A 25,814-nucleotide genomic window follows, 5' to 3' on the forward strand; every position below is an offset into this window, starting at 1 on the left:
GGGTCAATTTCATGGAAAATTCTTATGAGTTAGTCACTGAATTATTGAGATTAAGTCCTAATAAGCGTAAGTACTACCAGCAAGGAGAGAGGGCTATGAGGCTTATTATATCTGCATCCTAGCCCTTTTTGTAGCCCCGCAAGATCGAAGACAGAAGCCAACGATACTTTTCATTATTGGATACCAATTCTGCGAGATATTTTACCCTCAAGTTTATTAGAGCAAGTCTCAAACAATGAAAGTGAATTACTTTTTGTTCAGGAAGTCTTAACCAACTTTAGGCTATTAGTCGATAGCTTAGAACAGCCAATATACAGGCATTCCAACCAAAAAGAACAACAAAAATATTTTTCTGGGAAAAAGAGGCAACATACATTAAAAAGTTTAATGATTGGGATACCAGAAGGTAAGGATATTGTGGAAGTAGAAATAGGCGTTCCTGGGCCAACAGCAGATATAAACTTGTTCCGTAAGTCTCAAGAAAAATTTGATAAGTCACAACCTTTTGCGGGTGATAAGGGCTTTCAAGGAGGTGAAAATATTACAACTCCTCATAAGAAGAAACCGAAACGAGAATTAACTCAACAGCAAAAAGATGAAAACAAAGCTTTATCTACTAATCGAATATTCATTGAACATTTAATTCGATTACGTAAGGATTCAGGTCTAATATTGCGGAAGTAAAGAAGGGCGAGACTGATAATTATTGGAGTCAGCAATTATAGCTTGTGCAAAAAAATCAATCACAGACCGACCTTGACGACGGCACGTCTGCACCACCGTCAGTAAATTAGCAGTATGTTGAAACCGCTCCATCGAACGAGAACCACCACTAACTTTACGTTTAGTGACAGCTAAACGCAGCGAGCGTTCAGCCTGATTGTTATCAGGAGGAACTTCCGGATTATCCAAAAAGTACCACCATTGATTGGCTTTATCCCGTAAAGAATGTCCTGGCTGCCCACCTGGTTTCTTCTTTGGCTGATTTGATTGGTCTTGAAGTGGTGCTTTTTTGTTTTCGCTCTTTTTGTGGATGTCTTGTGATGGCGGTTTCGACGAATTAGAACTGCTCTATTTCTCTACTGACTTTTAAACGCTCTATTTCTTGCTGTAATTCACGTATCACCTTGCTCTGCTCAATGATCATGTTTACCAGTTCTTCTTTGGATAACTGGCCCAAACTTTCTCTGTCTAGTTCTTGAGGCAGGTTTTGGTTCATATTTGTGATACTCCACCTCAACTGTCCCCTTTGTCAATACTCTGTTACCTGAATCCTTACTAATTAATAGTAAAAATCAGGGAACTCATTTCACTATATTTTCTTCCTGAACTTAAATTATTTGAATAGCACCTGCCTGTATTTAGGTAGGCGCTATTCTTTTGTTAGAGTCCGATGTCTGCGACGGGCAACTCTTGGAAACGCTGCGCGATCGCTCCTAGAAAAGACAAGCGTTCGCGAGTAGCGTCTCGTAGAGAGGAAAAATTAAACGAGGTAGAGGAGCGATCGCTTTCGGTGGGCGGGTACGCCATCTGATGATAGTCAATCAAAGTTAGCATCAAATACTAATGAACCGTCAGTTGATAGTACGATATAGCGATAGTTACGTGGAGCCGAACGCCAAAATTGCCCCAATTGCTTGATGTTGTAGCCATTGGGTACATTAATTTCAAAATAACCGTGTTCTGGAACCCAGCCAATCCACATACCATTGTTCGCTTGAGTGTAGCCCATTCTATTCCAGAACAAATTGCGGATTTTTTGCTCTTGCGCCTCGCTAATGGGTACACGCACCTGTCGCCAAGATGGACGGCCAGCATTCCGCAGAGCTTCACGAGGCAAATTGGAGGGTAGCGATCGCCCAATACTATTGTAATACCAGCTATAACGTGCCTTCTCTGTTAACATATCAAACCGCGTACAAGCGTCATACACTGCCGAAAGCAAGCGGCCATCACTGGCATAAACGCTATGTAAGTAATTGCCAAGCCTTAGTAAGTTGAGGGCTTCTTGTTTGTTTGAGCCACGCAGCTGATCGAAACTCTTAGCTAGGGTGATGCGAGCGCCTTTTAAGCTTTCATACACTTTTGTTGTGCCCCAAGGGTAAGTTTCTTGGCGCTGTAATTCATCCCAACGTTTCTGCACTTGCGGTTGCACTTCCTCAAGCGGCTGAACAGATGCAGGACAGTTGGCTTGAGCTTTTGGTGTGGCAACTAAAAAGTTGAATGTAGAAGCAATTGGTAATATCCACAAGAAATTTTTGTATATCATATTACTTAAAATGTAGGATTTTAACTAGAGATTTCCAAGATTAATACTTTTATCTACAAGCCCAACTACAGATTTACTCAAAGATAGGGGAGAAGTAGGGGAGGTGCGATTACCTACACGCTCATAGTCCAAATTCTTAGAGTCAAAGTTGCACCTTAAGAACCTCTACTTAATACCCAAGACAAACCACCAGATAGATAAAGAGTGGGGAAACTGATGATAGCTTGAGATGATGGAACACTCATATCAACCTCCGAAGTGAATAAGTCAGTATTAATTGCCCTTAGTCTATTAGCGTCTACCTTATTGCCAGTCAGCATTGCTGGTACTGTCCAAGGTTCAACCCAAGCCATCAAAATGTCTTCATTTAACCTTAGTTCCCAAAAATGGCAAAACCGTGTATTACTAATCTTTGCACCGTCTGTTGATAACCGTGATTACCAACAACAGATGCAGTTATTTGACCAGCATCAAAACGGTTTTACAGACCGGGATTTAGTTCTGGTTCAGGTTTTGGCAACAGATAAAAGCTATGCCAATAAACAATTAATAGATGAATCTTCTGTGGCCAATTTGCGAAATAGCTTTGGAGTTGATAAAGAAAATTTTCGGGTGATTTTGGTAGGTAAAGATGGTGGTGTTAAGCGCCAAGATGCTACACCAGTCCCAGCCACAGCAATTTTTGAGCAAATTGACGCTATGCCCATGCGCCAACAAGAAATGCGTTATTCGAGGTAGAAAGTAGTTATGACGATTATTGTCCATCATCTCAACAACTCGCGATCGCAGCGCGTACTATGGCTACTTGAAGAATTAGGTATCGAATACGAAATCAAGTTTTACGAACGCGACCCAAAGACGATGCTAGCACCAGCATCGCTGCGCCAAATCCATCCGCTCGGCAAGTCACCAGTGATTACAGATGCACAAGAGACTGTTGCTGAGTCGGGCGCTATCATCGAATACATAGTGGGTCGCTACGGCAATGGTCGGCTAATCCCAGAATCCAATACGCCGGAACGGTTGCGCTACACCTATTGGCTGCATTACGCCGAAGGTTCGGCAATGCCACCTCTGGTAATGAACCTTATCTTCAGTCGTTTTGGGGCAGGAGACAGCAGCGCCAATGATGCATTTATCGCGCCCCAAATCAAGCTTCACTTTGACTACATAGAAGGTGAACTTGGTAAGAGTACGTGGTTTGCAGGTTCAGAATTCACCGCCGCCGATATCCAAATGAGCTTTCCTCTGGAATTGGTTGCTATGCAAGCCGAACTTATCTCAAACCGACCTCATATTAAGGAATTTATCGAACGTATCCATGCGCGGCCTGCTTACAAACGCGCCCTTGAACGTGGAGGCAAATACGACTACGCCAACAGCATTTAATAATTCTCCTACAAGAGCGATCGCCCTCCTAAAATTCTTAGAGGAAAAGTTAGTGTGAAAGCCATGAAAGAATTATTTACCGCTTTAGAGAAGGCTTGGCTTATATAAAGAGATAATAGAGATGGGAAGAGTGTATAGAAGAGGTGGCAAAGATGAAAAGTTTACAATCGCCTCCACAGATAAATCAACTCCATTGGCAACAAGAGGGTAGCCCTAGTCAGCCCCAGCCAAGTTGCGTTGCAATTATCCGAAAAGCCACTCTAGATGATATCTGGCAGATATACGATTTATACAAAATTGTAGCTAGAGTTAATGTAGGTAATTTAACACAAGAAGAAGACGAAATCACCCTCGAATATATCAGTGATGTTTTGCATAAAGGACTGGAGCGAGGACTAATTTTAGTCATTGAAAAAGACAACAAAATTGTTGGTTACTTGAAAGCTTTCACCTCAGAATTTAGGAGTCTTGCCCATGTCTTGACTAATGCAACTATGATCGTACATCCAGAATATCAAAGTGCAGGATATGGCGGTCAACTCTTAGATACTTATCTAGAACAAATCAAATCTAATATGCCTCATATTCTCAGATTTGAACTTTTCCCCCATCAGAGCAACCAAAAGGCGATAGAATTTTATGAAAGACATGGGTTTGTACAAGAGAGTTTAGCCCAGAAAAAAATTAGACATCCCAAGGGAACTTTTGAAGCTGAAGAGACGCTAGTGTGGTTTAATCCTAATTTTTCTAAAGATGCTTTAAAAAAATATCACTCTTTTCTAAAATAAAACTGCCTGAATAGTTAAAAATGCGGACAAAGTGGTAATCATGAGCGTTGAGGACAAACATTTAGATGTTCTACACAATAGTGATTGCGCCACCACTCTACTACAATCCCTGTGCGATGGCAGTTGATTCTGATAACAATCCCGACATATCTAAAACACGCTGTGACCACAAGCTCACTTCATTTTGAACCTGGGTTAAAGCTGTAGCATCAGACCTAATTTTTTCCCAGTTAAATAGCCTTAAACATTTTGAAGAGTGAAAATTAATATTAATTCTCAACGGTCTAGACGATTGGGCGATCGCTCTCATGAGAAGTGCGAATCTCAATTTCTATGGAGCTAAGTTTGTCAAAAACCTGTTGAGTTCGATGGATCGGCCACCAATCGTAAAGAAAAATTTCCAACGGTCGCCACATTGCTACCCAACCAACAATCAACAGCCCTTCTATGAGGATTTTCGCAAACGTACCATCGCTGAACAAAGTAATTAGTTTGCTAAGACTAATACATAAGCTTAAAAACAGCAGACCAATCATCAATGAAGTTTGACCTTGGCGGAGAGTCTGACGCAGTTCTCTAGCCGCGTTATGCTTTCTGTAATCAAAATAGTTATGGATAGCTTCATGTAGAATTGGTATTTCTTCATCGTGACCCTGTTTGGGTAGATAGAAAACCAACTTCAGAGGAGTTTTGAGTGGAAATTCGCTTACAGACTGAACAATATAAGATTCGGCATCTTCATCAAGGTCTTTTTCTAAAAATGGCGATGGGTCAAATGAGTTAAATATTTGACTCACATTACTGAGGCGAATTTCAATTAAGTATGTGTCACCTTCATTTTTATAATAGGAATTTAATTCTTGCACATAAAGACCTCCTGAAAGTCAGTCGTCCCCCCTCATCCCCCCTGTACCCTTAATGATAAGTCTTGAACTGAATACGACATCAATCCCTGGTTTTCAACACAGCAATCATATCCGGTATCACCGTGGTCGGAGCGATCGCCTGTTTCCTGAAAATCAAGCGAGGATAAACACCTCTTGGGCGATCGCCCCCAGAATATTCTTAGAGGAAAAGTTACACCCCTAAAGCGTAGGCGTAGCCCGCCGTAGGCATCGCTCTTTGGGGCGCAGTACACTGGTACTACGAAAATCCCCGACTGCGATCGCTGGCTATAAAATAGTGCGATCGCAATCATGATGTGCCATCGAGGTAACCAACTCGCGCATAAAGGCTTTTTCTTTCCTAAGTTGATTTTATGAGTGAAACTAATGCTGAATATCAAGCCAGACTTGATGAAATGATTAGGATAGGGAAGCTAAAAGCCGAATATAAAGATATACTTTTAAAAATCGATGAGTTGGGAAGTAAAGCTCGTGCTAATGGGCTAATTTCTGGTCTAGGATGGGGGGAAGATGCCAATCATGTCGTTATCAATGAATACTACATACTTGATAAAGACGGTAATTTTTTATATTTAACATTGTCTCAAGCGCGTGACTACCTTCAGAATTTAATTGCAGATTCAGAATAAGATTGGTTAATAGTTTTTGCTCTTAATTTGTGTTGCTTCTTATTACACCGATTTTAGTAATGATTGAAAGCGATCGCTCCCCCTATTGCTCAAGTTTCCTCTAAGAAAATGAAGAGGGCGTAGGCGCAGCCCGTCGCAGACATCGCATTAAGAGCGCGAATCAGTGTAAATTCAGAAATTCTTGAAATTAATAAAAATACTAGCTTACCGGATGATATAAAAGAGTATTTTCGTTAAATTCCCAGCCAATACCCGATTTATCCTTGCCCTTGCACCATGCCACAAAAAGTGGTGGTGGCAGATTAACTCGCTGCTCGCGTATAGTTTCTACACTTACATTAAGTCTTGCAGCTAAATTTTCTTCCGTTATCGGTTGAATACGGGGAGTTTGCCTGTTTAAGTAGGAATTGTTGTTGTACGATTTATTCTGTCGCCTCGGTTGCTTGTTGAGATAGTCTTGAATTTTAATAATCGCCTCAGTTAACCGTGCCATTTGGGCTGTTATCTCTTCAACTTTTTGTTCTAAAGAGTCCAGGCGTTTATTTTCATTACCAGCAATTGAATCAAGGTTATCTAGATCGTCTAGGTAGAGTTCGATAAATTGGGTGAGCGTAGCTGTTGCCGTCGTGCCTTTGGACTGGCAACGAGCGATAAACTGCTCCCACATCTTTTGGTCGCAGTTGAAAGATGCTAGCTTCTTTGTTCTCCCTGTATTGCTCATATCTAGGTAATGTCTAGGTAAAACCAAACTGTCCGCGACAAAGGTGAGCGCGTCTTTATCTTGATAACTACCTTGACACTATCATGATGCGCGGACTAGCGCGATTAGCTAGGTTTCGCTGTAGGCGTTCGCCGTCCAAATGCTACAGATTTATGACAAAAAAACCAACAGCCTTCTTCGTTGCTTGGCGACAAATACAATAGCCGACAATGCCGGCATATCCACGCTTGCATTGTAGAATATAAAAGCTTCCTGAAAGGGCACTTCCAGGAAGTTAGATGTTTATCGTCACGTAACCCTAAAGACTAGATGGATGTTACTAATATTGAGGCCGAATTGGTAGAAATTCTGCCTACTACTCCCCAAACAAGTGTAATTAAAAACACTAATGCTCAAGTAACGCCGGAGTTAGTAGAGGAGGTAATTCGGCAATATTATTACCGCACGCCTGCGGTGGGTAATGATGAGGAATTAATTTTGGCTTGGGCTGGAAGTCAAAACCGCGAACAAACCAAGCGAAAATACTACCGATTTGGTCAAAAATTGCTCTTATGGGTACGCAATGAAGGTATACCCGATTTAAGATTAATTCAGCAGCCAAAGTTACTCGAATTTATAGCTTCTTGGGGTGAGGTTTCCCCTTATACAAAAACGAACCAGATTTTGATGCTCCGGTCGCTCTGGAGTTATGGGAGTGGAGAAAATGTTGGCTATTTATTGCGGAATATTGCAAGTAGTATAAATTACGATAATTTCAGCAATTTGCCCAAGGCAGAGCGGTATTTAGAAGATTTCGAGATGAAGAAGCTAGCTGATGCAGCCAAGCAGTTGGGGGGTAAGCACTGGCTGGTTTTTTGTCTGCTTTTTTATAGCGGTATGCGAGTTGGTGAACTGGGTAGAGTAACAGTTCCGGGTAATGAACCAGGCAAACCCAAGGAAGATTATCCTGGGTTATATTGGCACAATTTCCAGTGGTATCCCGATCCGACACCAGAGGATAGAAACCGGGGATACTATACAATTAAGTTCCGAGGCAAAGGTGGCAAGTACCGCGAGATTGGGTTAGACCATCAGACTTCGCTCGTTTTCAAAAAGTACCGGGGCATGGCTAGTGACAAGATGCCAGTGTTTGCAAATATGTCGCCTGACCCGAAAAAGCGAGGGTTGCCCTTGAGCGACAGAGCTATTAAAAGGTTGATTCAAGATATTTCCGAGGTGGCAAAGTTAAAATTCTCTTGCCATTGGCTAAGGCATTCTCACGCAACAAGAGCAGTCGAGCATAAAAATGTTTTTGAGGTGCAAAATCAACTTGGACACAGTAAAACCGATACAACAAAGGCTTATATCCGCACGAAGAAAGACGCGGGCACGGGTACAGTGCTACCGAGGTTTTGATTGGTTGATATTTCTTTTGACAATCTACGTTATAAAAACAAAGCGTTCCATTTTATGTACTGTCCAATGGGTTTAGATTGTCGTGGGATGGCAGGTGTTGACTATAAATGCCCGAATATCTCAGCTTGTCATCAGAATTCCCGCAAACCCTCAATGGTCAAGATTGTGTTTTATGTACTCAACCAACAAATGTGTCAATTAGAAGACATAAAAGTTGGTGAAAAACCACTTACCGAATTGTTGCAAGAAACAAACAACGATTTGGAATTTGTGTTAGCCAATTTGGATAATCTTGTCATTACTCAACACACAAGGGACTAACAATCTGTTGGTGCTACGCGATTGCACTAATAACGCTATATATAAGTTATGCTGCAAATTTCAAATATTATCATCATCCCCGATAGCGAACTCGAAATTAGCGCGATTCGTTCTCAAGGCGCAGGGGGTCAAAACGTCAACAAAGTTGCTACAGCCATCCACTTACGCTTTAACATTGAGGCTTCATCATTACCTGCTTTTTATAAAGAACAGCTTTTGAAGCTCAACGACCGACGCATTAACCAAGAGGGAGTCATTGTCATCAAAGCCCAAGAACACCGCAGCCAGGAGCAAAACCGAGAGGAGGCTTTAGAACGACTCAAAGAACTTATTAAAAGCGCAGTCGTGCTGAAGAGAAAACGTAAACCCACTAAACCAACTCGCAGCTCTCAAAAAAAACGTCTTGACAGTAAAACTAAGCGAGGACAGATTAAATCCATCAGAAGGCAGGCTATTGATTAAAATGCGAATGCTTGGGTGAAAAGTTGGTATTGCTTGCCTGTGTAGAGCATAGTGATATCTGGTTTTTCTAGCAATATTCTTAGAGGAAATAAAAGGCGATCGCTCTATTATCAAAAAACCCAGACGGAATGACTGGGCTTTTGATGGGGTTATATTCCCCAAGGGTATTTATAGAAGTTATTTATAAGTCGCTTTTCTAATTAGGACTACACCGCTTAGATTGAAAATTCCAGAAAATTAGAACTTTTTCAAGCGGGATGAGGTGCGTAGGCGCAGCCCGCCGGAGGCATCGCTTCATCGTCGGTTCCGACCCCGGCGAGAGCGTGGAAAGGTAAGCCGAGGCTGGGTGTTCCGTCAGAGGTGGCAAAACCGTAAGAACCAATGATGAAACAGCAGTTTGAAGCATTGCTTATCAAAATGCACCTTAAAAAGTTATTTCTTAAACCCTGCTTTAATAAATGATTAACTTCAGATAATGCCTATATATTAATTAGTGAGTTTATGTTTTTGTAAATACATACGTTTGAGTCGAGTGAGGTACAATACAATGTCTGAAATTTTTCCATAGCAAACTTTCAGATGTACCTCATCCACACGGAACCTAATTATTAGTTTTTCGATTTTTTGGAGGGAAAGAAAATGAATAAGTTCACTTGTGCGATTATGGTCGGGGCAGTATTGTCGATTAGTGCGCCGGCTTATGCTGAAAGTCGTGCCGTTAATATCAGTATTGGCAGTATTGGTGGTTCCCTAGATAATGCCGCTTTGCGAACAATTCGCCAAGTGATAGGGTTTGCGGTTGCTAGTGGCACTGTCGATAAATTCATTGTATATAGTCCCAGGAATGGTTCTCCTATTCCCATCGAAGGAGGTTTGTCTGCTTGTGCTGAAGCTGGCTTTGGCATAACTAATACCAGATTTAATGCTTTTATCCAGCAGTTGGGTTCAATTAAACCCCAGCCAGGAACTTTCTTCAATGTAGAACTTACCGCAAGCTGCCAACTCAAATAAGAATGTCGTTTGCACTCAAACGCGGTGGATTCTCTGATTCTTGTCAACAGGCGATCGCCCGACACTAGAGCATAACCAATGCCCTGAGAGCTTTTTCATACTAAGATTCTTAGAGGATGAGGGGCGATGCCTGCGGTGGTCACTGAGCCTGTCGAAGTGCGGTAAACTACGCGTCTCTGATTTTCTTAGAGGAAAGGTAAGGAATAGCGATGCCTACGGCGGCAAGCAACGCCATTAATTTAATTCTGCTCAATATTATTAATATCTTCTTCCCAGATGATGAATTTTCTTTTTTCCATTTCTTGAAAACACTCCTCTTCTAATAAACAGAGGGTATCATCTGGTAGGAGTTTCAGCAAAATTTTAAGTAGTTTTTTCATGTTCTTAGATATAGAGTGCGTAGCTTGTCGCACTTCGACAGGCTCAGTGACCACCGTAGTCATCGCTACTCAATTATTCTAAAAGCTTCTATCAGGCTATGAGTTAGCCAACAGGATTTTATCTGCCGAGTTCTAATCATTGCTTCGGTGTGAGTTATGCAAAGATACCAATGTATTTTTTGATTTGAGTTATTCCAAATTTTGAGTAGATACATTTTTTCTTAGAGGATGGGAGTTAGTAGAGCGATCGCTAATCAATATCAACTGAAAAATCTGGACAATTATCATCACTCCAACCAGAAGGATGAATCGCACAAATTAGCTGAATATCCCCATAAAAATCACCATGATAATTAGTGCATCCTCTACAAGCTGAAGGAACAAAATCATCATCATCTTCCTCTTCTTCTTGCAAAGTCGCTGCACAGTTTGGGCATATATTTATACTCCTGCCATTGTCGTTTTTTAGACAAGTTAGGATGCTTGTCCTTCCTACAAAGTACAGGTAGCTGCAATCACAAATTTCTATTTCACCGTCTGCATCACTTGATTTATAGTCTGGGTGAATCTCCCAGAATTGCTCCTCAGAAATCTTATATGGAATTCCAGACATATTACCTGGAATCCAAAGCTTACCATCATGGTAAATCCTTGTAGCGAAGCATGAGTAATCATGTGATAGGCTTTCTAACTGACATTTTTGGTCTGCATCACAATAATCGTAGCTGCGGTAAACCACCCTAATTGTTTTACCAAGTGGGTAAGTTTGTATTACCAAGTACTCTCTATCACCGAATTTAGGATTGCACTTTTTAGCAATACTTTCTTCTAAAAATATAAAATCTGTTGGTGTATCCATAATTGGCTTTGTTAGAGTAAATCAGAAATAAAGCAGACAGCTAAAATAATTATTCCCAAAATCAACAGCAGTCTAATAGCGGATAATTACTAGCAGCCAAAACTTAAGCTTTAATTCCCAAGCCTTTCTAGTAGCTTAATGATTTTCAATTCCTCCTTTCTGAATCCAATGCTTATAGTAGTGAACGATGAATGCGGCGCAGTGACAAACATACCCCCCAGCCTGTCAGCCTAAGACTGACATCACTGGAGGGATAAGTGAGGAATTGCCAATTGTATCTATTGGGCGCAGCAAGAGAATCTTAATTTTAACTATTACTCTTGTCTAAAACCCAAGGTTGATTTTGTTGAATCAACTGGTTAATTACTTCTGGTTTTATCGGACTGTAATAGCAAAATATGACAGCATTATGTATTGTTGCAGTTTCGCACGAATGCATATTGTCTGGAGCTACTAAAACCATCTTTTGAGGTACAAACACCTCGTAGCTAACTAGCTTCCATTCATGTTCAGGACTGTTTTTGTAACCAGCAGTCCACACTATAGGCTCAATCTCAGCAATTGCATCATTGACTCCACAACAAACCTCCATTCCACCCGTAAGTTCATATCCTGGTGCATTGAAGCTAGGAAAAGTCAGGATGGATGTCAAAAGCGTGTCGCCTCTTAACTCATTGAACTGTTCTAATTCTTGCAAGTTCATCTGTTATCTCCAAAACTTGTTTGTTCTCCAGGAAAAATACACCAGTATCCACCACCAACGGCAATGTGATGTCTCTTAAGTGTTTTACCTATCCTTTTAGCAATCTTGTAACAATCAGCAACACTATTAGCCCAGTGAGCATCTCCTAGTTTTGCTGCCTCTATCCCAGAAATAGCTCTACTCTGCAAAGGCTTTTGTGTACCAACCAATTTCTCAGAATTGTTAATCTGTCCATTTGCGTCTGCTGCATAATGCTTCCCGTCTGTGGATTGCCAGATATAGTAAACAGTGCCACCTATAATAGCAACTCCAACAAGCACACATCCTACCCCAGCCGTGCCTGCACAAAAAGCGGCGGGTGCAAGTACCGCAGGATTCGCATTAACTGGGCGCGTATATAAAGCAGTCCCTGATAGAACAAGGCTTGTTGTTATGGCAATAACTTGACGAAAATTCATTTTTGACTTGAATTTAAGCATATTCTAATGGCTTTGGTTCGCCAACTGAAGCAGTTTTTTGTGTACTTCTGCATCCTACCAATAATGGGCGTATATGTACCATAATTGGGTCAATATTGGGATAAAGTATTGAAGTACTCCTTTTTTGTGCCAATTCTGGGGCAGATTTGGAAAAATAGAAGCACTTAGGTAGCAATATGGATGCAGTAGGTTTAAACCCCAGAAAGGATGAAATGCCCAAAAAGGATGAAAGGTTAGCGATTCCGGCCCTTGGTGAGTATTACAATGATTTACTCCATGTGGATGCATGGGTAAATGGTCGTACTAAGGTTGTCCAGGCACAGTCTCTTTTATGTGCCAAACTTCAGGAGCGGGACAAGTTAATCAAAGAGCGGGTTGAGTACCTAGCCAAAAAGCGGGGTATTACCTTTGATGAAATGTGGGAGCAAATTCTTAATGGGACTGCTCAAAAAATGACTCCTGGTGAGGGTGAAGGACTAGAGTATAAACCAGGAGACGAGAGCTAGTTTGCTCCCAAGAGCAGCAATCGGAACTGAGGAAAATTTGATGGGTAAAGCAAGTCAACGTAAACAGAAAGCTAGGCTAATAATCCAAACCTTAACTAGCAACGAGTTCTCAGAACATATCAACAAAAGCCTAATGGGTATGCCTAAAAAAATTTACCAGCCACTTGTGGAAAAGCTTTTAACTAATATTCGCGCTGGTGTGAGTGATAAATGGGCAGGGATGATTGTAGGAGATATTGAGTACAGAATTGGCTACGAAGCTAATGGCAACTGCTATACAATGGTTATCCTTGATGAAGTGGGACACTGTTACAATTTCTACCCTGAGAATCCAAACTATGAAACTTGCATCCCGACCCCACCAACTAAACTGAGTCTTTTTGAGTAAATACTATCTCAATAGCGATGGCGTAACCGCCCGCCGGATGCGATCGCTGCTCTCAACTAATAATTTTCTTAGAGGATAAAGGCGATCCAGTATTGCACTGCGTAGTTTACCGCACTTCGACAGGCTCAGTGACCGCCGTAGGCATCGCCTTTTTGTTTGAGTCAAGCGATCGCACAAAACAAAAGAAGTGCGATCGCCTTTTGTCGCGTCTTCTGACCAAGAAGCTTGACAGCTACCTTACAGCCCTTACAACCTTAATTTGTGACAAATGTACTGTTCGCAGTTGTATTACCTTTACTCCAAAGCTACAATCTGCCTGTATTAGAAGCATTTTTAATTACAACTGTAATTTATCACTCGTGAGCAAAACCCGTATTATTGCGCTATTTAATCAATCAGGAGGAGTAGGAAAGACAAGTTTAACAATGAACTTGGGCTACCACCTCGCTCAAAAAAAGAAAAATCGTGTTCTTTTGATAGACCTTGACCCGCAAGCGTCACTGACGACATTTATGGGGCTAGAACCAGACATTACAGCCAAAACTGTCTACGAAGCAGTAGTGGGTGAAGAACCGTTACCAATTCACTCTGAACTGATTCACAATATGAGTTTGGTGTCAGCGAACATTAATTTAAGTGCTGCTGAACTGGAATTAGTCGCCGCTCTGATGCGGGAAATGCGCCTAAAAAATGCACTTGCCCCTATCTTGGACAAGTATGATTTTATTTTGATAGATTGTCCGCCATCTTTAGGCATTCTCAGCGTTATTAGCTTAGTAGCAGCAACCCATGTCTTAGTGCCCATTCAGTGCCAGTTTAAATCTTTTCAAGGAACTGACTTACTATTAAGAACTGTAGCCACACTCCGTAAAGGTGCTAATAAAACACTTACGATTGCTGGCTTTATTCCCACAATGTATGATGCGCGTACTGCCCAAGAAAGCAGAACCATGAAAGCTATCACAGAACAACTTTCACCCCTAGCGACAGTCTTTGAACCTATTCCTAAATCTATTGCCTTTGCTGATGCAAGTGAGGCACGCTTACCTTTAGCACTATATAATCCCAAACATCCTGCTGTCGCTGTACTAAAAAAAATTACCCTTAGTTTAGAAAAACTACAGTGAGCAAAAAAGACCAACCCTATAGCAGTCACTTAAAAGGTGTAGCCGCCCTGCTCGGTGAAAGTTTTAACCAAACTGAAAGTACGGCTAATTCACCAAATACGGTTGCCATCAACTTAATCAAGCTGCCTGCCTCACAGCCCCGACGTTACTTCGACCCTCAAAAGCTGGAAGAACTATCACGCTCGATAAAAGAACTAGGTATTCTCGAACCCTTGTTAGTGCGACCCCTACCGGGTGAAGGGTATGAACTTGTGGCAGGAGAACGCCGTTTAAGGGCTGCTCAACTTGCTCTCATAAACGAAGTCCCTGTGGTTATCCGCGAAATGGATGATATCACCACTTCTAAGGTGCAGCTTGTTGAAAATCTCCAGCGCGAAGACCTAAATCCTGTAGAAGAAACCGAGGGAATACTTGAACTTTTGAGCATTGAACTGGGTGTTACCAGAAACGAAGTTATCTCTGTCCTCAACTCTGCTGCCAATGCCAAAAAGCGAAACTTGGATTTGACGGAAAACGTTTTCCGTCAGCTTGAAACTATTGAATCTGTCCTCTTAAGCATCGGTAAATTTAGCGCTGAAAGTTTTCGTGTCAGCCGCATTCCTTTACTTAATCTCCCTATTGATGTGTTGGAAGTGCTGCGCTCAGGGCAGATTGAATATACCAAAGCACGGGCGATCGCACGAGTTCAAGATGACGAGACACGAAAACAACTCCTAGAAGATGCGAAAGTCCTAAATCTCTCACTGAGCGAAATCAAACGCAAGATTCAAGAAATTGAACAGCAGACTGAATCAGAACCACCATCAATAAAAGACCTGGCTGATGAAACATTTCGCCGCTTAAAGAAATCTCAAGTCTGGGATGACCCCAAGAAAAAAGCGAAGGTAGAGAAGTTGTTGGCTCAGTTAAATGCACTAATGCAAGATGACAACTCAATAGGTTAATGCTCTGGTTTGATTTGCTGTTGAAAATAAGTTCGCAAACCTTCTGCCAAAGCGGGAACCCGAACAGCGCGACGCACTAAATTCTCATCGGCTTCACGCACGTAGATTTGCACAATATCGGCAACTGTGACATTGTTTTCATCCCGACTCACCAGTTCGATTTCATCCCCTACACCAATTTCACCTTCTTGGACTACTGAAAAGTAAATGCCACTCAATCGGCTGTTGAGAAACCGTTTGACCATATCATCTCGTCCAAACTTGAGATTGAGCTTGAAGCAAGGAAACCGGGGCTGCGTCACCATCACAACAGCCGAGCCAATACGAAAGCGATCGCCGATATTGACTTCCCTTTCTGACAAGCCCTCAATCGTTAGGTTTTCGCCAAACGCACCCCAAGACAAGTCCTCATCCGGTAACTCCTGCCGCCAGTAAGCGTAATGCTCCATTGGATAAGCGTAAACCGCTTTCTCGACACCTCCGTGAACGGTCAAATCTGCCTGTCCATCTCCGTCTAGATTGAGCGTTCGTAGCATCACTCGTCCATTCACGGGCTGCTTAAAAATGCCAGTTGTCACAGGTTTTTCCTTCCATCTCACTTCACGCGGCAGTCCAACGCAAACAGAAATCAATTTCATAGAGCAACCTTAATAGTACTTGGGAGCAGACGAAACCCATTTAGATGGGGCGATGGCTGCGCCAACGTCTGCGACGAACGCACTTAAATATGTTCTTGTTGAGGGCGTAAGCTGTTAATCGTAGCAGTCAAAACTAGGACAATTGCCAAAACCAACGCGGCATTTCTGAGCATTGAATTATCAAAGTGTTTGAGTGCGATTGCTACCAATGCCCAGAGTGTTACTCCTGTATAAGCGATGTCTCGACGCTGGATGACTATAACTGCTGCAACTGCTGTTGCTATCAATAACATGATGAGAGTCCATATTACAGCAGAAATTCCCCAACCGTTCCACCCGTAAAAATCCAAGGCACACGCTACGTTGACAATGGTCGCCACACTAATCCAGCCAAGATAAATGCTAATAGGAAAGTGAATACACCATTTTTTGAGCCGAGGTACACGCGATTTGCCAATTTCTAACTGCACATAGACAGCAATCAGAGGCAACAAAATCAAGAACATTGCAATTACAGAAAGAGCAAAAAGCCTAGACAAAAACAGATAAACCCAGATACTTTGAGCAATACAGGCAATCGCCAACAGATAACCTGTCTTACGTAAATCAGGGTCATGTCGTTGGCTAGGTAGAGCTTGATATACCCCAAAAGCAAATAACCCAAGGTAAATCAGCCCCCAGATAGCAAAGGCATAATTAGCAGGGATAATCAGGACATTTTTAAACAAAGTATTGGAAATTTCCCCTATGCTGAGTCCATTGAGCGGAAAAACGTTTGATACTACGTTGACAACGAAAGCACCAAAGATTGCAGCCAATGTAACAAGCTGCCGCCAAAGATCCCGGTAATTGCCTCTTGTGGACTGCTGCATAGGATGTTAACTCATATCTTTTGTGCTTTTAGCTTACATCCCAAAAAGAGCGATGCATACAACCCACAGTCATATCGAGCAAGTCAATGAGGAAGCAGAGCGATCGCCCACCCGCCTAAAATTCCTCCAAGAGCGCTGTACTCTGTACATCTCTCCTACCTCATTGGAGAGAAAATTAAAAGTCAGAAACGCAATAATTGTAAAAATTGTTTAACGATTTTCAAAGGTTCAGCTCGGCACTTTTGAGAATCGTATCGTTCGACAACTCGTATAGAAACCATTTGACATCTTTACGGTAAGGTACACACAACCCTTTAATCCATCCACCATGACGTATTCCAGCAGCCTCAGTGATACAGAATGGCAAATCCTTGAACCACTGTTGGCTCAGATATTACCGACCAAGAAGCGGACACGACCAAGTAATTGGACAAAGCGAGAGATCCTTGATGGCATCCTCTATCAACTCAAAAATGGTTGCAATTGGGAAGACTTGCCCAAAGACTTACCTCCCTACTCAACCGTCTATTGGCACTACAAACAGTGGCGAAGTGCAGGCGTTATTGAGCAACTCATGAAAACTTTACATGAACAAGTACGTGAGCAGGTAAAAAAAAGCCCAAGTGGACGACGTTAATCATCATTGACTCCCAAGGTGTGAAAAATACCTGCAATGCAAGTGTGGAGTCGAAGGGATGAAAGTTTCTACAAAGCAACAAATGGGATTAAAAGGCATCTAGCCGTTGATACCCTTGGGTTTCCCTTCTTCACTCACTGCACAAAAGCTAATATTTCAGATGATGGGGGATTGATTGAGATGTTGACGCTCAACATCGATTATTTCAAATCAAAACCCGTTACTATTCCCAAGATTACCATCCTCCTAGACCACGGTTATCACATTGACTATTTGATTGAAGCATTGGAAAAGGTTTATCCTCAGATCATGACAAAAATCAGGTTTGAGTTTTCGACAAAGCCCTCGAAACAAGAGAAGGCAGCGCAAGGAAAATCTGGATTTGTGCCCGTGGTGGCTCGATGGGTAATAGAACGCTCTAATGCTTGGATGGAGCGTTGCAAAAGTTTAGTCAAGAACTTTGAGCGAACTCTATCTCATGCCACAACTAAGATTCACCTCTGCTTTGTTAGGCTAATGCTTAAGCGGCTTGCAGCCACTTCTTGAGATCTCAAATGGGTTCTATAAATCGTGGGGTATCGAAGGTTTGTTCAATTTATGAGAGCGAGGATGCTAAGCGAGTCCGTGACTCATTTTTGGGCGGCAAATTCGTAACTACTGGTATCTTTTTTGTTAGCAAATACCTGATATTTTTTTTGAAATCAGCCTTGACATTTCAATTTCTTCTAGAGATATAATGAGATAAGAAATTCAAACTAAAAAAGCCAAAAAAGTAAATATCAACCTAAGCCGGGGTTCATAACCGGCTTTTTTTGTCAGTCAACCTTTATCCGAATTCATGTCAAATTGATTGAGGATTTTAGCGTCATAAATACTTGTGACAAATATTTATGACGCTCCAAGCCTTTTTACATGGTTCATTGGCAGTCTCACCCTGGATTTTTTAGTTTTTAATCCTTCACAAAAGCCGATTCAACCGGGTAAATTCTATGCCATGAAATTTATTGTAAAATGTCATAAATAAGGGGGTGTGAGCGTAAATTTTAATGAACAACAGGTCGCTCATTTCAGGTTAATAATTGCTGTATACCTAATTATTTAGCGATGTTTAGTCTGAAATTCATGCCACTTTTATTTGCAACCAATTGTTCTAAATTCCAAATGAATTTAAAATTGAGGTAGGCTAATGTCCAACAGTTTCTTGAATCCTAAAACACTTTTTGATGTTTATCAAATTTATTGTAAATTCCTCAAAATAAAATATAATGGCAGTCAATATGATGTGACGGCAGCTATTCGCACAGCATTAATTCGCTATACTCTAGCCAAATGGGGCTTTCCTTTACCCAGAAGGAAGAAGCTAACATCTGAGGAGATAAAAGCGGGATTAGAATTCATGAAGAGAGTGCCTATATCTGAATTAAAAAACGCCCTCTCTTATCAACAAGAAGTTTTTGATTCTCTTGGTAATGTTGCTAGTTCCCGAAATTATCGTTTTCATCTAAACAAGATGCTTGTTTGGTGTCATACCCAATCTTGGTGGAAAAATGCTGCCAAGACAGATGCAGATAAATATTGCCCTCCCATCCGCCTCCAAAGAGGTAGGGTTAGTGATAAAGTTCGCGTCACTAATAAAAATATGACACCTAGATGTAACAATTTTATTTATGGGTTGAAATCTCACGAAATTTCGGCTGACTTACAACAAGAACTCAACAATTTTTTGAATTTTCAAACAACACTTGTTGGTAGTCGCAAACGCCAAGATGCTCCTTTACGGACTCGCAGTGCGATGGCTCATGTTAATAATAGTAAACGCTTCTTAGGATGGGTTCATCTATATAAGAGAGTTCCTCTTGAGGAATTGAGCTTAAAACTACTTGTGAGTGCTAGTGGTTTAACTAGAGATGGACACCGAGATGAAGATGCAATTGATGAAGTTATTGATTTGATTGATGAACATTTACAGTGGCTCAGAGACGTTCGAGAAGCTTCACCTAATACGGAATTAAAATGTGTCGAATCATTGGTTGCTGTAGCCAAATTTTTGTATCACAAAGAATCCAAATACCAATCTCGCGAGCAAGTGGCTAGCAAACGTGTGGGATACCGAGATATTCCCATCATTGAGGAATTACGACGACTTGAGTGTGAAATTATGGCACGAGTCAATACTGCACCACCCCGCTCTGATGAGTCCAAAAAATGGGTTGACTGGCCCACATTTAAAGCCTGTATTGAGCGTTTGATTTCTGAATGCGCTCCGCGAGATAAAAAGGGCAAAAAACGCAGTATCCGTACTCTTGCCCAAAGTCATCAAATTGCTTTAATTTGTATGCTTTTGAGTGCTTTTCCAGACAGGTCTAGAACTATCCGAGAGCTAGAAGTGGGTAGAACTTTAGTTAATCGTGATGGGAAATGGTTTGTTGAGCATACGGCGGAGGATTTTAAAACGGGAAATTCTTTTTGTAAAAATGGCCAAAAACGAGTTGTAGAACTTCCAGAGTCTCTATATCTTCTTCTGGAGGAATGGCTTTCAAAGTGGCGGTCGGTTTTCAATCCTAATCATCCCTATGTGTTTACCCAATTGAACGGCAAACCATTAACAGACGGCTCTCTATATCAGTATTTCCGTAAACGGATATATCGTCTAACGGGACAGGCGTTTACGCCCCATATGGTGCGCGATTCTATTGTTACGTATCTTAAATTGTCTGGGACTTCCGATCGGGTGCTGGCAGCCTTGGCAGAACTGATGGCTCACAGTCAAAAGATGCAACACCAAATTTATGACCGCCGGACTCCAGAGCAAAAAGTGGCTCCCGCTTTATCAGCTTTGCAGTCATTGCCTACAGGTAATTTGCCCCCTCCACCGCCGCTTAAGACTATTGAGCTGACTACAGAAATTCAGGAGCAATGATGTGTATACATAAAAATTTAATAGGATATTATACAGCTATTTGCAGGTCTTTAGTATCCGTATTTTTCCCAGGTATAGCCCCCGGTTGTAATACCCAAGCGGCGATGGCGTGCAGCATCTCTGCTTTCTCTTTTGGGGATGCAGTCTGAATTAATTGTGCTAGGCTCATTTCAAAAATCCCCAGCCTTCCGAGCGCGGAAACTCTACAATCCTCTGGCAGAACGTTAAGAATTGAGAAGTAGTCACCTGCTTTAATATCTTGTTTCCCGTTCATAAAGCGGCTAAGTACACTGTTATCAATGCCAGCAGCAGAGGCAATCTGTCTGGCAGTCATGCCCTCTTCAATAGCCTTATTTACGGCATCTATTAGCACTTGCTGGTGATTTATCATTGTTGTTGCAAATATACAAACCCTGCTTTATATTTGTAATATAGCAAATTAATTTTCTGTCCACAAGGGTAGTTACCCTCAGTTTTCTGCTGCCTTAATACCAAGAGTCAAGTTCCCCAATCATTTGCCGTGATTGGGGACTCATTAGCTTGCTTATTTACCTACTTGTATGATACAGAAACCCGAAAAAGATTCCAACACAAAAGTAACCGGGAAATTTTATCCCCTACAAAATACTGAGTGGGTAAAGGCTTGCAAGGAGCTAACCCATACTCAATTAAGCGTTCTTTATTACTTGAGGAGTGCCGATCCTTACAGTAATGGAATGAGGATTAGAGCCTCAACAATAGCCGATGAGCTACAGATATCAAGGCAAGCAGTTTACAAAGCTATTGATGCACTCTCAGAAAAAGCATACATCGAGAAAGAAGACGTTGAATACAGTTTAAAGCTGCGATCGCGTGGCTGCCTATGTGACAGTTTAGAAAACCGTCCACAACTGTCAACTGACGGCGACAGTTGTAAACCTACGGCGACAGTTGTCAACTGACGGCGACAGTTGTAAACCTACGGCGACAGTTGTAAACGCAGGGCGACAACCAGAGGCTGAAACCCTAGTAGGAAAAGAGTCCCAAAGCTCTAAGATTAATAAGATTAATAAGACTTATAAGACTTTTACAGATTCTCTCTCAGAAGGGGAGAGAGAGGACTTTTTAAAATTTGGAGAACAAATAGCTAAACAGCTACCCAAACCGCCACGCCTTCTCAAAAAGTGGATTGCTGCCAACTGGGAGGATCTATCAGACCATTGGTACAAATCCAAAGGCCAAAATCCCCCGGCGTATTCGGCGAGATGGGAAACTGACCCGCGCACCCCGAACTGGTTAGCCATCATCGAGGAGACGGCTAACCCCCTCGAATTTGCCACTGATAAAGAAAAACAAGATTTTATTAGGTGGTGCAACGAAACTAAACAATTTAGCTGGCTCAGAGAGGGCGAATCATGACTGAAAATCTCCCCCAATTTGAGCGTCTGCCAATTAATCCAAAAAAAGAAGAAGAGGATAAGGAAATTTGGCAACCAAATTGGAACTGTTTCTGTTGCCAGGACACAGGCCAAATCCAGGCACATTTAGTCAGGTTAATCATTTCAGACTATGACCCCAACCGCGATCGCATTCCTGTTTGTCAAGGATGTAATAAATTTGACAGACACAATTTGATGGATTACGGCGTACTCGATACTCGCTTTGATTTATTTCTATGCAAAAAACTAGATCGAATTGCTCGTGAAGATTGGAAACAGGTTACACAAAAGCAATTTGAAATAGTTAAACAACGAATTAATCAAATTTCTAAATCTCACAGTTTATCTAGTAGCGATCGCACTGATAACGATAACCGCGAAGTGAAGCAGCGTAAAGCCGAAGTAGAGGCCATCACACCTGATCAGTGGAAGGCAATGCGAGACGATTATTTAGTAGGTAAAAAAGATGAAGTCTAAATCTTCTGATTGCTGGTATACACCACCTGAAATAATTGCCTTAATTCAAAGTTGTTTAAATGGTATAACTTTAGATCCTTGTGCTGATAATGGGAAGCACATTGAAGCTTGTCAACACTTCACTGTTGCCGATGATGGATTGTCTCATGAGTGGTCTGGGCGAGTGTTTATGAATCCACCTTATAGCTGGATGCCTAAGCCAGGAAGTCACCCCCCTGACTCGGCTACAAAACCGTGCATGAAACGTTAATTTCACACGGCTCCTCGGTGATTTGGTGTTTGTCAAACACACCTATAAATTCAGAATTAAAAGGGATGAAAGTTGAGATAATCCTCATCTATTTCTGGAATTGCAACAGCAAATTTATCTGCTGCCGTTTTAGCATCGTGGCAGTGTCCATGAAGTAACTGAAGGTTGTCGTATCTATCCTTACCGCCTTTTGAACGGGGGATTTTATGGTCAATTTCCATCAAGTCTTCATGGTGAAAAAACAGTCCACAGTGAGTACACTTTCCTTTTTGCATCTTCAAAAGTGTTGCCACTCTTGTTGGCGCTTCAGGATGTTTACCCATTCTGGAACTCCAGTACACCCAGTCCCCATCAAACGGGCTACGGCTTCCTTGCACCTGTATGTGTCTCACAATGCGGGTTTCACGGTGCTTGAGTAAGCGAATTTTCTGGTTATGGGGTTTAAATACCCAATTATCAGACCCTACAGTTTGCCAATACTTTTGGCAACTCCATCTGGAAGATTTATTAGGGTGACGATGTTCTGCCCATGCTTTTAGCTGGCTGAATAAAGTTGTATCAGCCTGGTTAAATATGCGTTTGCTGACGACACCTGGTCTTTTTTCTCCCTTTGAGCCGGGTTTTGGTATCCACACCCTTCGAGTGGGAGCGGCTTTTTGACCTAGCTTCAGGGAATATACTAAGATAAGGCGTGCTTTTGGGGACAAGTTTTTCAACCCATCCACTCCTGCCGTCTTCTTACCTCGGTTGTCTTGAGTTACCCTACGAACCGCCAAACACTTTGCTGACCAGGAGTGCAACAACGTTTTTTGGAGTTGACGAACTGCTTTGACATCACCACGCTGAGAGGCTTTGTAGATACGCTTTTGCAACTTAAATACTTTCCTTTCTAGCTTTCGCCAGGGGATAGCATTCCATTCCACCGTAGTCTTGAAACTCGTTTTAGATGTGTACATTGCTACTTGTACCTCTACAATCCAAGTCACCGTGTCTCCGTCTGCATATCCTTCTCGTTACAAGAAGGCATTGGCTTCTGAGACAATCCCTCCCCCTAATGACTTCCGGTTGGCTACCTACTCCAAACTTCGACCAGTTTTGGAGAGTACATTAGGGGGTTACTTCGTTCCCAATTTTTCGTTTTACGTTGGTTTTAGGACTCTCTCTCTTCACCGAGTTTATTGTGAGTGCTTATTGGTCTGTCGCTAATCAGCCAACCACTAATCTTTTCCCTTTTGGGACAAGCCTGTCAGCCTTTTGGCTTGTTTTGCATAACGATGATTCAATCAAGAGATTCGTTTGACTATCCATGACCAGCTATGCTAGGCGGGATTCCACATTAGGCTTGTAGTTACCGCCATGATTCCCCGCTTCATCCTTACAAAGAACCACTTTGCTAAAATGGGGGACTTGCTTTCACTCCTGCACTTGGAGGGATGGAATTACACCATCACGAAAAATTGAGTTGTCAAGGTTCTGTCGGAATTTCTCCCGAATATTTCCCTTGCCTGTCATCCCCGAATATTTCTATTCGTTTCGACAGAACGAATCACACTAGCGAACTGCAAACATAAACGCTTCAAACTGCAAACAAGGCGATTTTGAAACCACATTAAGGTTCTTGGCAACTTTTGGTGATGATGAAAGGTTACGCGCTTTAAGGCAGAAGGCAGAGGGCAGAAGGCAGAAGGAGGGAAAAAAAGAAGGAGGAAGGGATACAATTGAATTACTAACTTCAAACTTCACTCCATCAAACTTTTGGTATGGAATTGCTATACCACCTGTTACCTGACACAACAAACCTTCAACTGAAGAGATGGCAATTTGACAAAGTACAAGGGACGATTACGTTGATTGTCTCTGCGGTGCAAACTGTCATTAATTGCCCAGTTTGTAACCACCCAACTCACCGAATTCATAGCCACTACGAACGTAAGTTAACAGACCTGCCCTGGGCTGATTACAGTATTACCCTACAGTTACGGGTGCGAAAGTTTTTTTGCATTAACACTTTATGTAAACGGCGCATTTTTACCGAAAGGCTGACAAGTGTAACCGCACCTTGGGCGCGAAGGACTCTGCGTTTAGCGCAACGACTGAGTGCAATTGGTTTATCTCTGGGCGGTGCAGCAGGGGTAAGACTCTCAGAACAATTGGGGGTAACAGCTTCTCGTAACACGCTATTAAAATTAGTACGCTCAATCCCACTTCCGCCAATCGTAACGCCACAGATTCTTGGGGTAGATGAATGAATGTTTTCGCAAATGCAAAACTTACGGCACAGCATTGATTGACCTGGAACGTAGCCGACCAATCGCTCTACTCAAAGACGCAAAAGCTGAAACCTTAGCAGAATGGTTAAAAGCTCACCCTGGTATCAAAATCGTCTCACGAGATCGGTCAAAAACTTATGAAAGTGGTATTCGCCAAGGAGCGCCAGAAGCCATTCAGGTTGCAGACCGTTTTCACTTATTACAGAACTTAGCCCAAACACTTAACGAAGTTTTCGCTACACATCATCAAGCTCTCAAAACCGTCGATGAAGCATACAGTCTTTCATCAGTAACCCAAACAGACGGTACTGTAGTTGTGCGAGTACCACGACCAACCCGTGAACAACAGGGACTACAATTAGCAGAACAAAGCCGTGCCAGACGACTTGCTATACATCAGCAAGTTTGGGATTTACATCACCAAGGTTGGAGTGGAAAAGCTATAGCTCGTCAAGTTGGGATTGGTGTAACAAGTGTATTTCGTTATTTACGTACTTCCACTTTGCCAGAACCAACTAGACGAAGAAGCCGAGGTCGAAGTATCTTAGTTCCGTACCATGAATATATCCTTAAACGCTGGAATGAAGGTTGTCACGAAGGCTTAATTTTGTTTAAGGAAATTCAAAAACTAGGTTACAAGGGTAGTTATGATACTGTAGCTCGATACATACGACGTATCCGTACTGTCCAAAAAATCAAGCCAAGAAAACGGTATTCGGTTAAGTCTTTACCAAAAGTCGTTCAACCCAAGAAACTTTGTCTTACACCTCGTCGTGCAGTATGGCTAGTGCTGCGGAAACCAGAGTCGCAACAGCCAGAAGACGAGGAATTGCTTGCGCTACTAACAGCACAACATCCAGATTTAGCTGAAGCTATTGAGTTATCGCAAGGCTTTACCTGCATTGTGCGCCAACAGCAGCCTTCACAACTTGATCCTTGGCTCACTCAACCCGGATTTCTCACCAAGATTGAAAGAAGAGGGGTCAAAAACTGCCAAAATGTATGTTGCAAAAGAATTCCAGCAGCTTAAAGCATGACCCCAAGTAAAAATCATTC

37 protein-coding genes and 2 pseudogenes are annotated in these 25,814 nt (G+C 42.0%); 23 read left to right on the top strand and 16 right to left on the bottom strand.

Translation table 11 applies throughout. The features are described from left to right. A pseudogene (locus tag H6H03_RS35490) lies at nucleotides 1-122 on the top strand (IS4 family transposase); the annotation flags it as partial. 76 nt (nucleotides 123-198) lie between these two features. Next, complete coding sequence (locus tag H6H03_RS35495) at nucleotides 199-684, top strand: transposase family protein (RefSeq protein WP_313932013.1); 486 nt, start codon at nucleotides 199-201, stop codon at nucleotides 682-684. On the opposite strand, the gene H6H03_RS35500 is transcribed toward H6H03_RS35495, so the two are convergent. The 5 genes from H6H03_RS35500 to H6H03_RS35515 form a co-directional block, all read right to left on the bottom strand. Next, entirely contained in the window at nucleotides 667-1,035 is a 369-nt protein-coding gene (locus H6H03_RS35500; protein ID WP_449289999.1) for an IS66 family transposase, read from the bottom strand. The genes H6H03_RS35495 and H6H03_RS35500 overlap by 18 nt on opposite strands. Nucleotides 1,036-1,060: 25 nt before the next feature. Continuing rightward, nucleotides 1,061-1,219 (bottom strand): hypothetical protein, encoded by a 159-nt coding sequence (locus tag H6H03_RS42300; protein ID WP_449289998.1) that lies wholly within the window; start codon nucleotides 1,217-1,219, stop codon nucleotides 1,061-1,063. Nucleotides 1,220-1,383: 164 nt separating this feature from the next. After that, complete coding sequence (locus tag H6H03_RS35505; RefSeq protein WP_190959703.1) at nucleotides 1,384-1,530, bottom strand: hypothetical protein; 147 nt, start codon at nucleotides 1,528-1,530, stop codon at nucleotides 1,384-1,386. Between the two features lie 10 nt (nucleotides 1,531-1,540). Beyond that, nucleotides 1,541-2,269 (bottom strand): hypothetical protein, encoded by a 729-nt coding sequence (locus tag H6H03_RS35510; RefSeq protein WP_190959704.1) that lies wholly within the window; start codon nucleotides 2,267-2,269, stop codon nucleotides 1,541-1,543. Between the two features lie 155 nt (nucleotides 2,270-2,424). Next, nucleotides 2,425-2,622 carry a hypothetical protein gene (locus H6H03_RS35515; RefSeq protein ID WP_190959735.1) on the bottom strand — a complete coding sequence of 66 codons (198 nt, stop codon included), beginning with the start codon at nucleotides 2,620-2,622 and terminating at the stop codon, nucleotides 2,425-2,427. A 4-nt stretch (nucleotides 2,623-2,626) separates the two neighbouring features. On the opposite strand from H6H03_RS35515, the gene H6H03_RS35520 reads away from it, so the two are divergent. The 3 genes from H6H03_RS35520 (at nucleotide 2,627) to H6H03_RS35530 (ending at nucleotide 4,446) form a co-directional block, all read left to right on the top strand. Next, entirely contained in the window at nucleotides 2,627-3,007 is a 381-nt protein-coding gene (locus H6H03_RS35520; protein ID WP_242058146.1) for a DUF4174 domain-containing protein, read from the top strand. A 9-nt stretch (nucleotides 3,008-3,016) separates the two neighbouring features. Further along, entirely contained in the window at nucleotides 3,017-3,658 is a 642-nt protein-coding gene (locus H6H03_RS35525) for a glutathione S-transferase family protein (protein ID WP_190959706.1), read from the top strand. A gap of 152 nt (nucleotides 3,659-3,810) precedes the next feature. Further along, nucleotides 3,811-4,446, top strand: a complete 636-nt coding sequence (locus H6H03_RS35530) for a GNAT family N-acetyltransferase (RefSeq protein WP_190959707.1) — start codon at nucleotides 3,811-3,813, stop codon at nucleotides 4,444-4,446. Nucleotides 4,447-4,730: 284 nt separating this feature from the next. Here H6H03_RS35530 and H6H03_RS35535 read toward each other — a convergent pair whose 3' ends face one another. Continuing rightward, nucleotides 4,731-5,312, bottom strand: coding sequence for a hypothetical protein (locus H6H03_RS35535; protein ID WP_190959708.1), 582 nt, complete (start codon nucleotides 5,310-5,312; stop codon nucleotides 4,731-4,733). A gap of 32 nt (nucleotides 5,313-5,344) precedes the next feature. Next, nucleotides 5,345-5,644 carry a hypothetical protein gene (locus tag H6H03_RS35540; protein ID WP_190959709.1) on the bottom strand — a complete coding sequence of 100 codons (300 nt, stop codon included), beginning with the start codon at nucleotides 5,642-5,644 and terminating at the stop codon, nucleotides 5,345-5,347. Nucleotides 5,645-5,704: 60 nt separating this feature from the next. Between H6H03_RS35540 and H6H03_RS35545 the strand changes: the two genes are divergently transcribed. After that, nucleotides 5,705-5,980, top strand: coding sequence for a hypothetical protein (locus tag H6H03_RS35545; RefSeq protein WP_190959710.1), 276 nt, complete (start codon nucleotides 5,705-5,707; stop codon nucleotides 5,978-5,980). 199 nt (nucleotides 5,981-6,179) lie between these two features. Here the strand turns inward: H6H03_RS35545 and H6H03_RS35550 are convergent, their stop codons facing one another. Beyond that, complete coding sequence (locus tag H6H03_RS35550) at nucleotides 6,180-6,701, bottom strand: hypothetical protein (RefSeq protein ID WP_190959711.1); 522 nt, start codon at nucleotides 6,699-6,701, stop codon at nucleotides 6,180-6,182. Nucleotides 6,702-7,010: 309 nt separating this feature from the next. Here H6H03_RS35550 and H6H03_RS35555 point away from each other — a divergent pair, with 309 nt between their 5' ends. From H6H03_RS35555 to H6H03_RS35570, 4 genes are all read left to right on the top strand, one after another. Continuing rightward, nucleotides 7,011-8,096, top strand: a complete 1,086-nt coding sequence (locus H6H03_RS35555; RefSeq protein ID WP_190959712.1) for a tyrosine-type recombinase/integrase — start codon at nucleotides 7,011-7,013, stop codon at nucleotides 8,094-8,096. A 54-nt stretch (nucleotides 8,097-8,150) separates the two neighbouring features. Further along, nucleotides 8,151-8,417 carry a hypothetical protein gene (locus H6H03_RS35560; protein WP_190959713.1) on the top strand — a complete coding sequence of 89 codons (267 nt, stop codon included), beginning with the start codon at nucleotides 8,151-8,153 and terminating at the stop codon, nucleotides 8,415-8,417. A 48-nt stretch (nucleotides 8,418-8,465) separates the two neighbouring features. After that, complete coding sequence (gene arfB, locus H6H03_RS35565; RefSeq protein WP_190959714.1) at nucleotides 8,466-8,879, top strand: alternative ribosome rescue aminoacyl-tRNA hydrolase ArfB; 414 nt, start codon at nucleotides 8,466-8,468, stop codon at nucleotides 8,877-8,879. A gap of 639 nt (nucleotides 8,880-9,518) precedes the next feature. Next, on the top strand, nucleotides 9,519-9,890 hold the full coding sequence (locus H6H03_RS35570; protein WP_190959715.1) for a hypothetical protein: 372 nt from the start codon (nucleotides 9,519-9,521) through the stop codon (nucleotides 9,888-9,890). A 239-nt stretch (nucleotides 9,891-10,129) separates the two neighbouring features. On the opposite strand, the gene H6H03_RS35575 is transcribed toward H6H03_RS35570, so the two are convergent. From H6H03_RS35575 to H6H03_RS35590, 4 genes are all read right to left on the bottom strand, one after another. Beyond that, nucleotides 10,130-10,333, bottom strand: coding sequence for a hypothetical protein (locus H6H03_RS35575; RefSeq protein ID WP_190959716.1), 204 nt, complete (start codon nucleotides 10,331-10,333; stop codon nucleotides 10,130-10,132). A 187-nt stretch (nucleotides 10,334-10,520) separates the two neighbouring features. Further along, nucleotides 10,521-11,129, bottom strand: coding sequence for a hypothetical protein (locus H6H03_RS35580; protein WP_190959717.1), 609 nt, complete (start codon nucleotides 11,127-11,129; stop codon nucleotides 10,521-10,523). A 307-nt stretch (nucleotides 11,130-11,436) separates the two neighbouring features. After that, nucleotides 11,437-11,832 (bottom strand): hypothetical protein, encoded by a 396-nt coding sequence (locus tag H6H03_RS35585; protein ID WP_190959718.1) that lies wholly within the window; start codon nucleotides 11,830-11,832, stop codon nucleotides 11,437-11,439. Next, nucleotides 11,829-12,290: a hypothetical protein gene (locus H6H03_RS35590; RefSeq protein ID WP_242058147.1), complete on the bottom strand. Its 462-nt coding sequence runs from the start codon at nucleotides 12,288-12,290 to the stop codon at nucleotides 11,829-11,831. Before H6H03_RS35590 ends, H6H03_RS35585 begins: the two co-directional genes overlap by 4 nt. 197 nt (nucleotides 12,291-12,487) lie before the next feature. Between H6H03_RS35590 and H6H03_RS35595 the strand changes: the two genes are divergently transcribed. The 4 genes from H6H03_RS35595 to H6H03_RS35610 all read left to right on the top strand — a co-directional run bounded on the left by H6H03_RS35595 (nucleotide 12,488) and on the right by H6H03_RS35610 (nucleotide 15,276). Further along, complete coding sequence (locus tag H6H03_RS35595) at nucleotides 12,488-12,817, top strand: hypothetical protein (RefSeq protein WP_190959720.1); 330 nt, start codon at nucleotides 12,488-12,490, stop codon at nucleotides 12,815-12,817. A gap of 40 nt (nucleotides 12,818-12,857) precedes the next feature. Further along, nucleotides 12,858-13,205, top strand: a complete 348-nt coding sequence (locus H6H03_RS35600) for a hypothetical protein (RefSeq protein ID WP_190959721.1) — start codon at nucleotides 12,858-12,860, stop codon at nucleotides 13,203-13,205. Nucleotides 13,206-13,564: 359 nt separating this feature from the next. Further along, nucleotides 13,565-14,332 (top strand): ParA family protein, encoded by a 768-nt coding sequence (locus tag H6H03_RS35605; RefSeq protein WP_190959734.1) that lies wholly within the window; start codon nucleotides 13,565-13,567, stop codon nucleotides 14,330-14,332. Further along, nucleotides 14,329-15,276, top strand: a complete 948-nt coding sequence (locus H6H03_RS35610) for a ParB/RepB/Spo0J family partition protein (RefSeq protein ID WP_190959722.1) — start codon at nucleotides 14,329-14,331, stop codon at nucleotides 15,274-15,276. The genes H6H03_RS35605 and H6H03_RS35610 overlap by 4 nt, the downstream gene beginning before the upstream one ends. On the opposite strand, the gene H6H03_RS35615 is transcribed toward H6H03_RS35610, so the two are convergent. Continuing rightward, nucleotides 15,273-15,914, bottom strand: coding sequence for an MOSC domain-containing protein (locus H6H03_RS35615; protein ID WP_190959723.1), 642 nt, complete (start codon nucleotides 15,912-15,914; stop codon nucleotides 15,273-15,275). The two genes, H6H03_RS35610 and H6H03_RS35615, sit on opposite strands and share 4 nt — an antisense overlap. Nucleotides 15,915-15,997: 83 nt before the next feature. Then, on the bottom strand, nucleotides 15,998-16,786 hold the full coding sequence (locus H6H03_RS35620) for a tryptophan-rich sensory protein (RefSeq protein ID WP_190959724.1): 789 nt from the start codon (nucleotides 16,784-16,786) through the stop codon (nucleotides 15,998-16,000). Between the two features lie 52 nt (nucleotides 16,787-16,838). On the opposite strand from H6H03_RS35620, the gene H6H03_RS35625 reads away from it, so the two are divergent. The 4 genes from H6H03_RS35625 to H6H03_RS35640 all read left to right on the top strand — a co-directional run bounded on the left by H6H03_RS35625 (nucleotide 16,839) and on the right by H6H03_RS35640 (nucleotide 20,343). After that, on the top strand, nucleotides 16,839-17,000 hold the full coding sequence (locus tag H6H03_RS35625) for a hypothetical protein (protein ID WP_190959725.1): 162 nt from the start codon (nucleotides 16,839-16,841) through the stop codon (nucleotides 16,998-17,000). Between the two features lie 114 nt (nucleotides 17,001-17,114). Continuing rightward, complete coding sequence (locus H6H03_RS35630) at nucleotides 17,115-17,423, top strand: transposase (RefSeq protein WP_190959726.1); 309 nt, start codon at nucleotides 17,115-17,117, stop codon at nucleotides 17,421-17,423. A 36-nt stretch (nucleotides 17,424-17,459) separates the two neighbouring features. After that, nucleotides 17,460-17,969 carry a transposase gene (locus H6H03_RS35635; protein WP_199339204.1) on the top strand — a complete coding sequence of 170 codons (510 nt, stop codon included), beginning with the start codon at nucleotides 17,460-17,462 and terminating at the stop codon, nucleotides 17,967-17,969. Between the two features lie 640 nt (nucleotides 17,970-18,609). After that, entirely contained in the window at nucleotides 18,610-20,343 is a 1,734-nt protein-coding gene (locus tag H6H03_RS35640) for a site-specific integrase (protein WP_190959727.1), read from the top strand. Between the two features lie 28 nt (nucleotides 20,344-20,371). Here the strand turns inward: H6H03_RS35640 and H6H03_RS35645 are convergent, their stop codons facing one another. Further along, entirely contained in the window at nucleotides 20,372-20,734 is a 363-nt protein-coding gene (locus tag H6H03_RS35645; protein ID WP_190959728.1) for a helix-turn-helix domain-containing protein, read from the bottom strand. Between the two features lie 169 nt (nucleotides 20,735-20,903). Between H6H03_RS35645 and H6H03_RS35650 the strand changes: the two genes are divergently transcribed. From H6H03_RS35650 to H6H03_RS35665, 4 genes are read left to right on the top strand one after another with little or no spacing between them, the layout of a single operon-like run. Beyond that, nucleotides 20,904-21,284: an HTH domain-containing protein gene (locus H6H03_RS35650; protein ID WP_190959729.1), complete on the top strand. Its 381-nt coding sequence runs from the start codon at nucleotides 20,904-20,906 to the stop codon at nucleotides 21,282-21,284. Beyond that, nucleotides 21,274-21,741 carry a hypothetical protein gene (locus H6H03_RS35655; protein ID WP_190959730.1) on the top strand — a complete coding sequence of 156 codons (468 nt, stop codon included), beginning with the start codon at nucleotides 21,274-21,276 and terminating at the stop codon, nucleotides 21,739-21,741. The genes H6H03_RS35650 and H6H03_RS35655 overlap by 11 nt, the downstream gene beginning before the upstream one ends. Then, the gene (locus H6H03_RS35660; protein ID WP_190959731.1) at nucleotides 21,738-22,238 is read left to right on the top strand and encodes a hypothetical protein; all 501 of its coding nucleotides are present in this window, start codon (nucleotides 21,738-21,740) and stop codon (nucleotides 22,236-22,238) included. The genes H6H03_RS35655 and H6H03_RS35660 overlap by 4 nt, the downstream gene beginning before the upstream one ends. Beyond that, complete coding sequence (locus H6H03_RS35665) at nucleotides 22,228-22,488, top strand: DNA N-6-adenine-methyltransferase (protein WP_190959732.1); 261 nt, start codon at nucleotides 22,228-22,230, stop codon at nucleotides 22,486-22,488. Before H6H03_RS35660 ends, H6H03_RS35665 begins: the two co-directional genes overlap by 11 nt. A gap of 56 nt (nucleotides 22,489-22,544) precedes the next feature. Here H6H03_RS35665 and H6H03_RS35670 read toward each other — a convergent pair whose 3' ends face one another. After that, nucleotides 22,545-23,474: a reverse transcriptase N-terminal domain-containing protein gene (locus H6H03_RS35670; RefSeq protein WP_190959733.1), complete on the bottom strand. Its 930-nt coding sequence runs from the start codon at nucleotides 23,472-23,474 to the stop codon at nucleotides 22,545-22,547. A 774-nt stretch (nucleotides 23,475-24,248) separates the two neighbouring features. Between H6H03_RS35670 and H6H03_RS42305 the strand changes: the two are divergent. Beyond that, nucleotides 24,249-25,701: pseudogene (locus H6H03_RS42305) on the top strand (ISL3 family transposase); the annotation flags it as partial. Nucleotides 25,702-25,814: the final 113 nt, after the last annotated feature.

This window comes from Nostoc paludosum FACHB-159 (assembly GCF_014698835.1).
Taxonomy (GTDB): Bacteria; Cyanobacteriota; Cyanobacteriia; order Cyanobacteriales; family Nostocaceae; genus Nostoc; species Nostoc paludosum.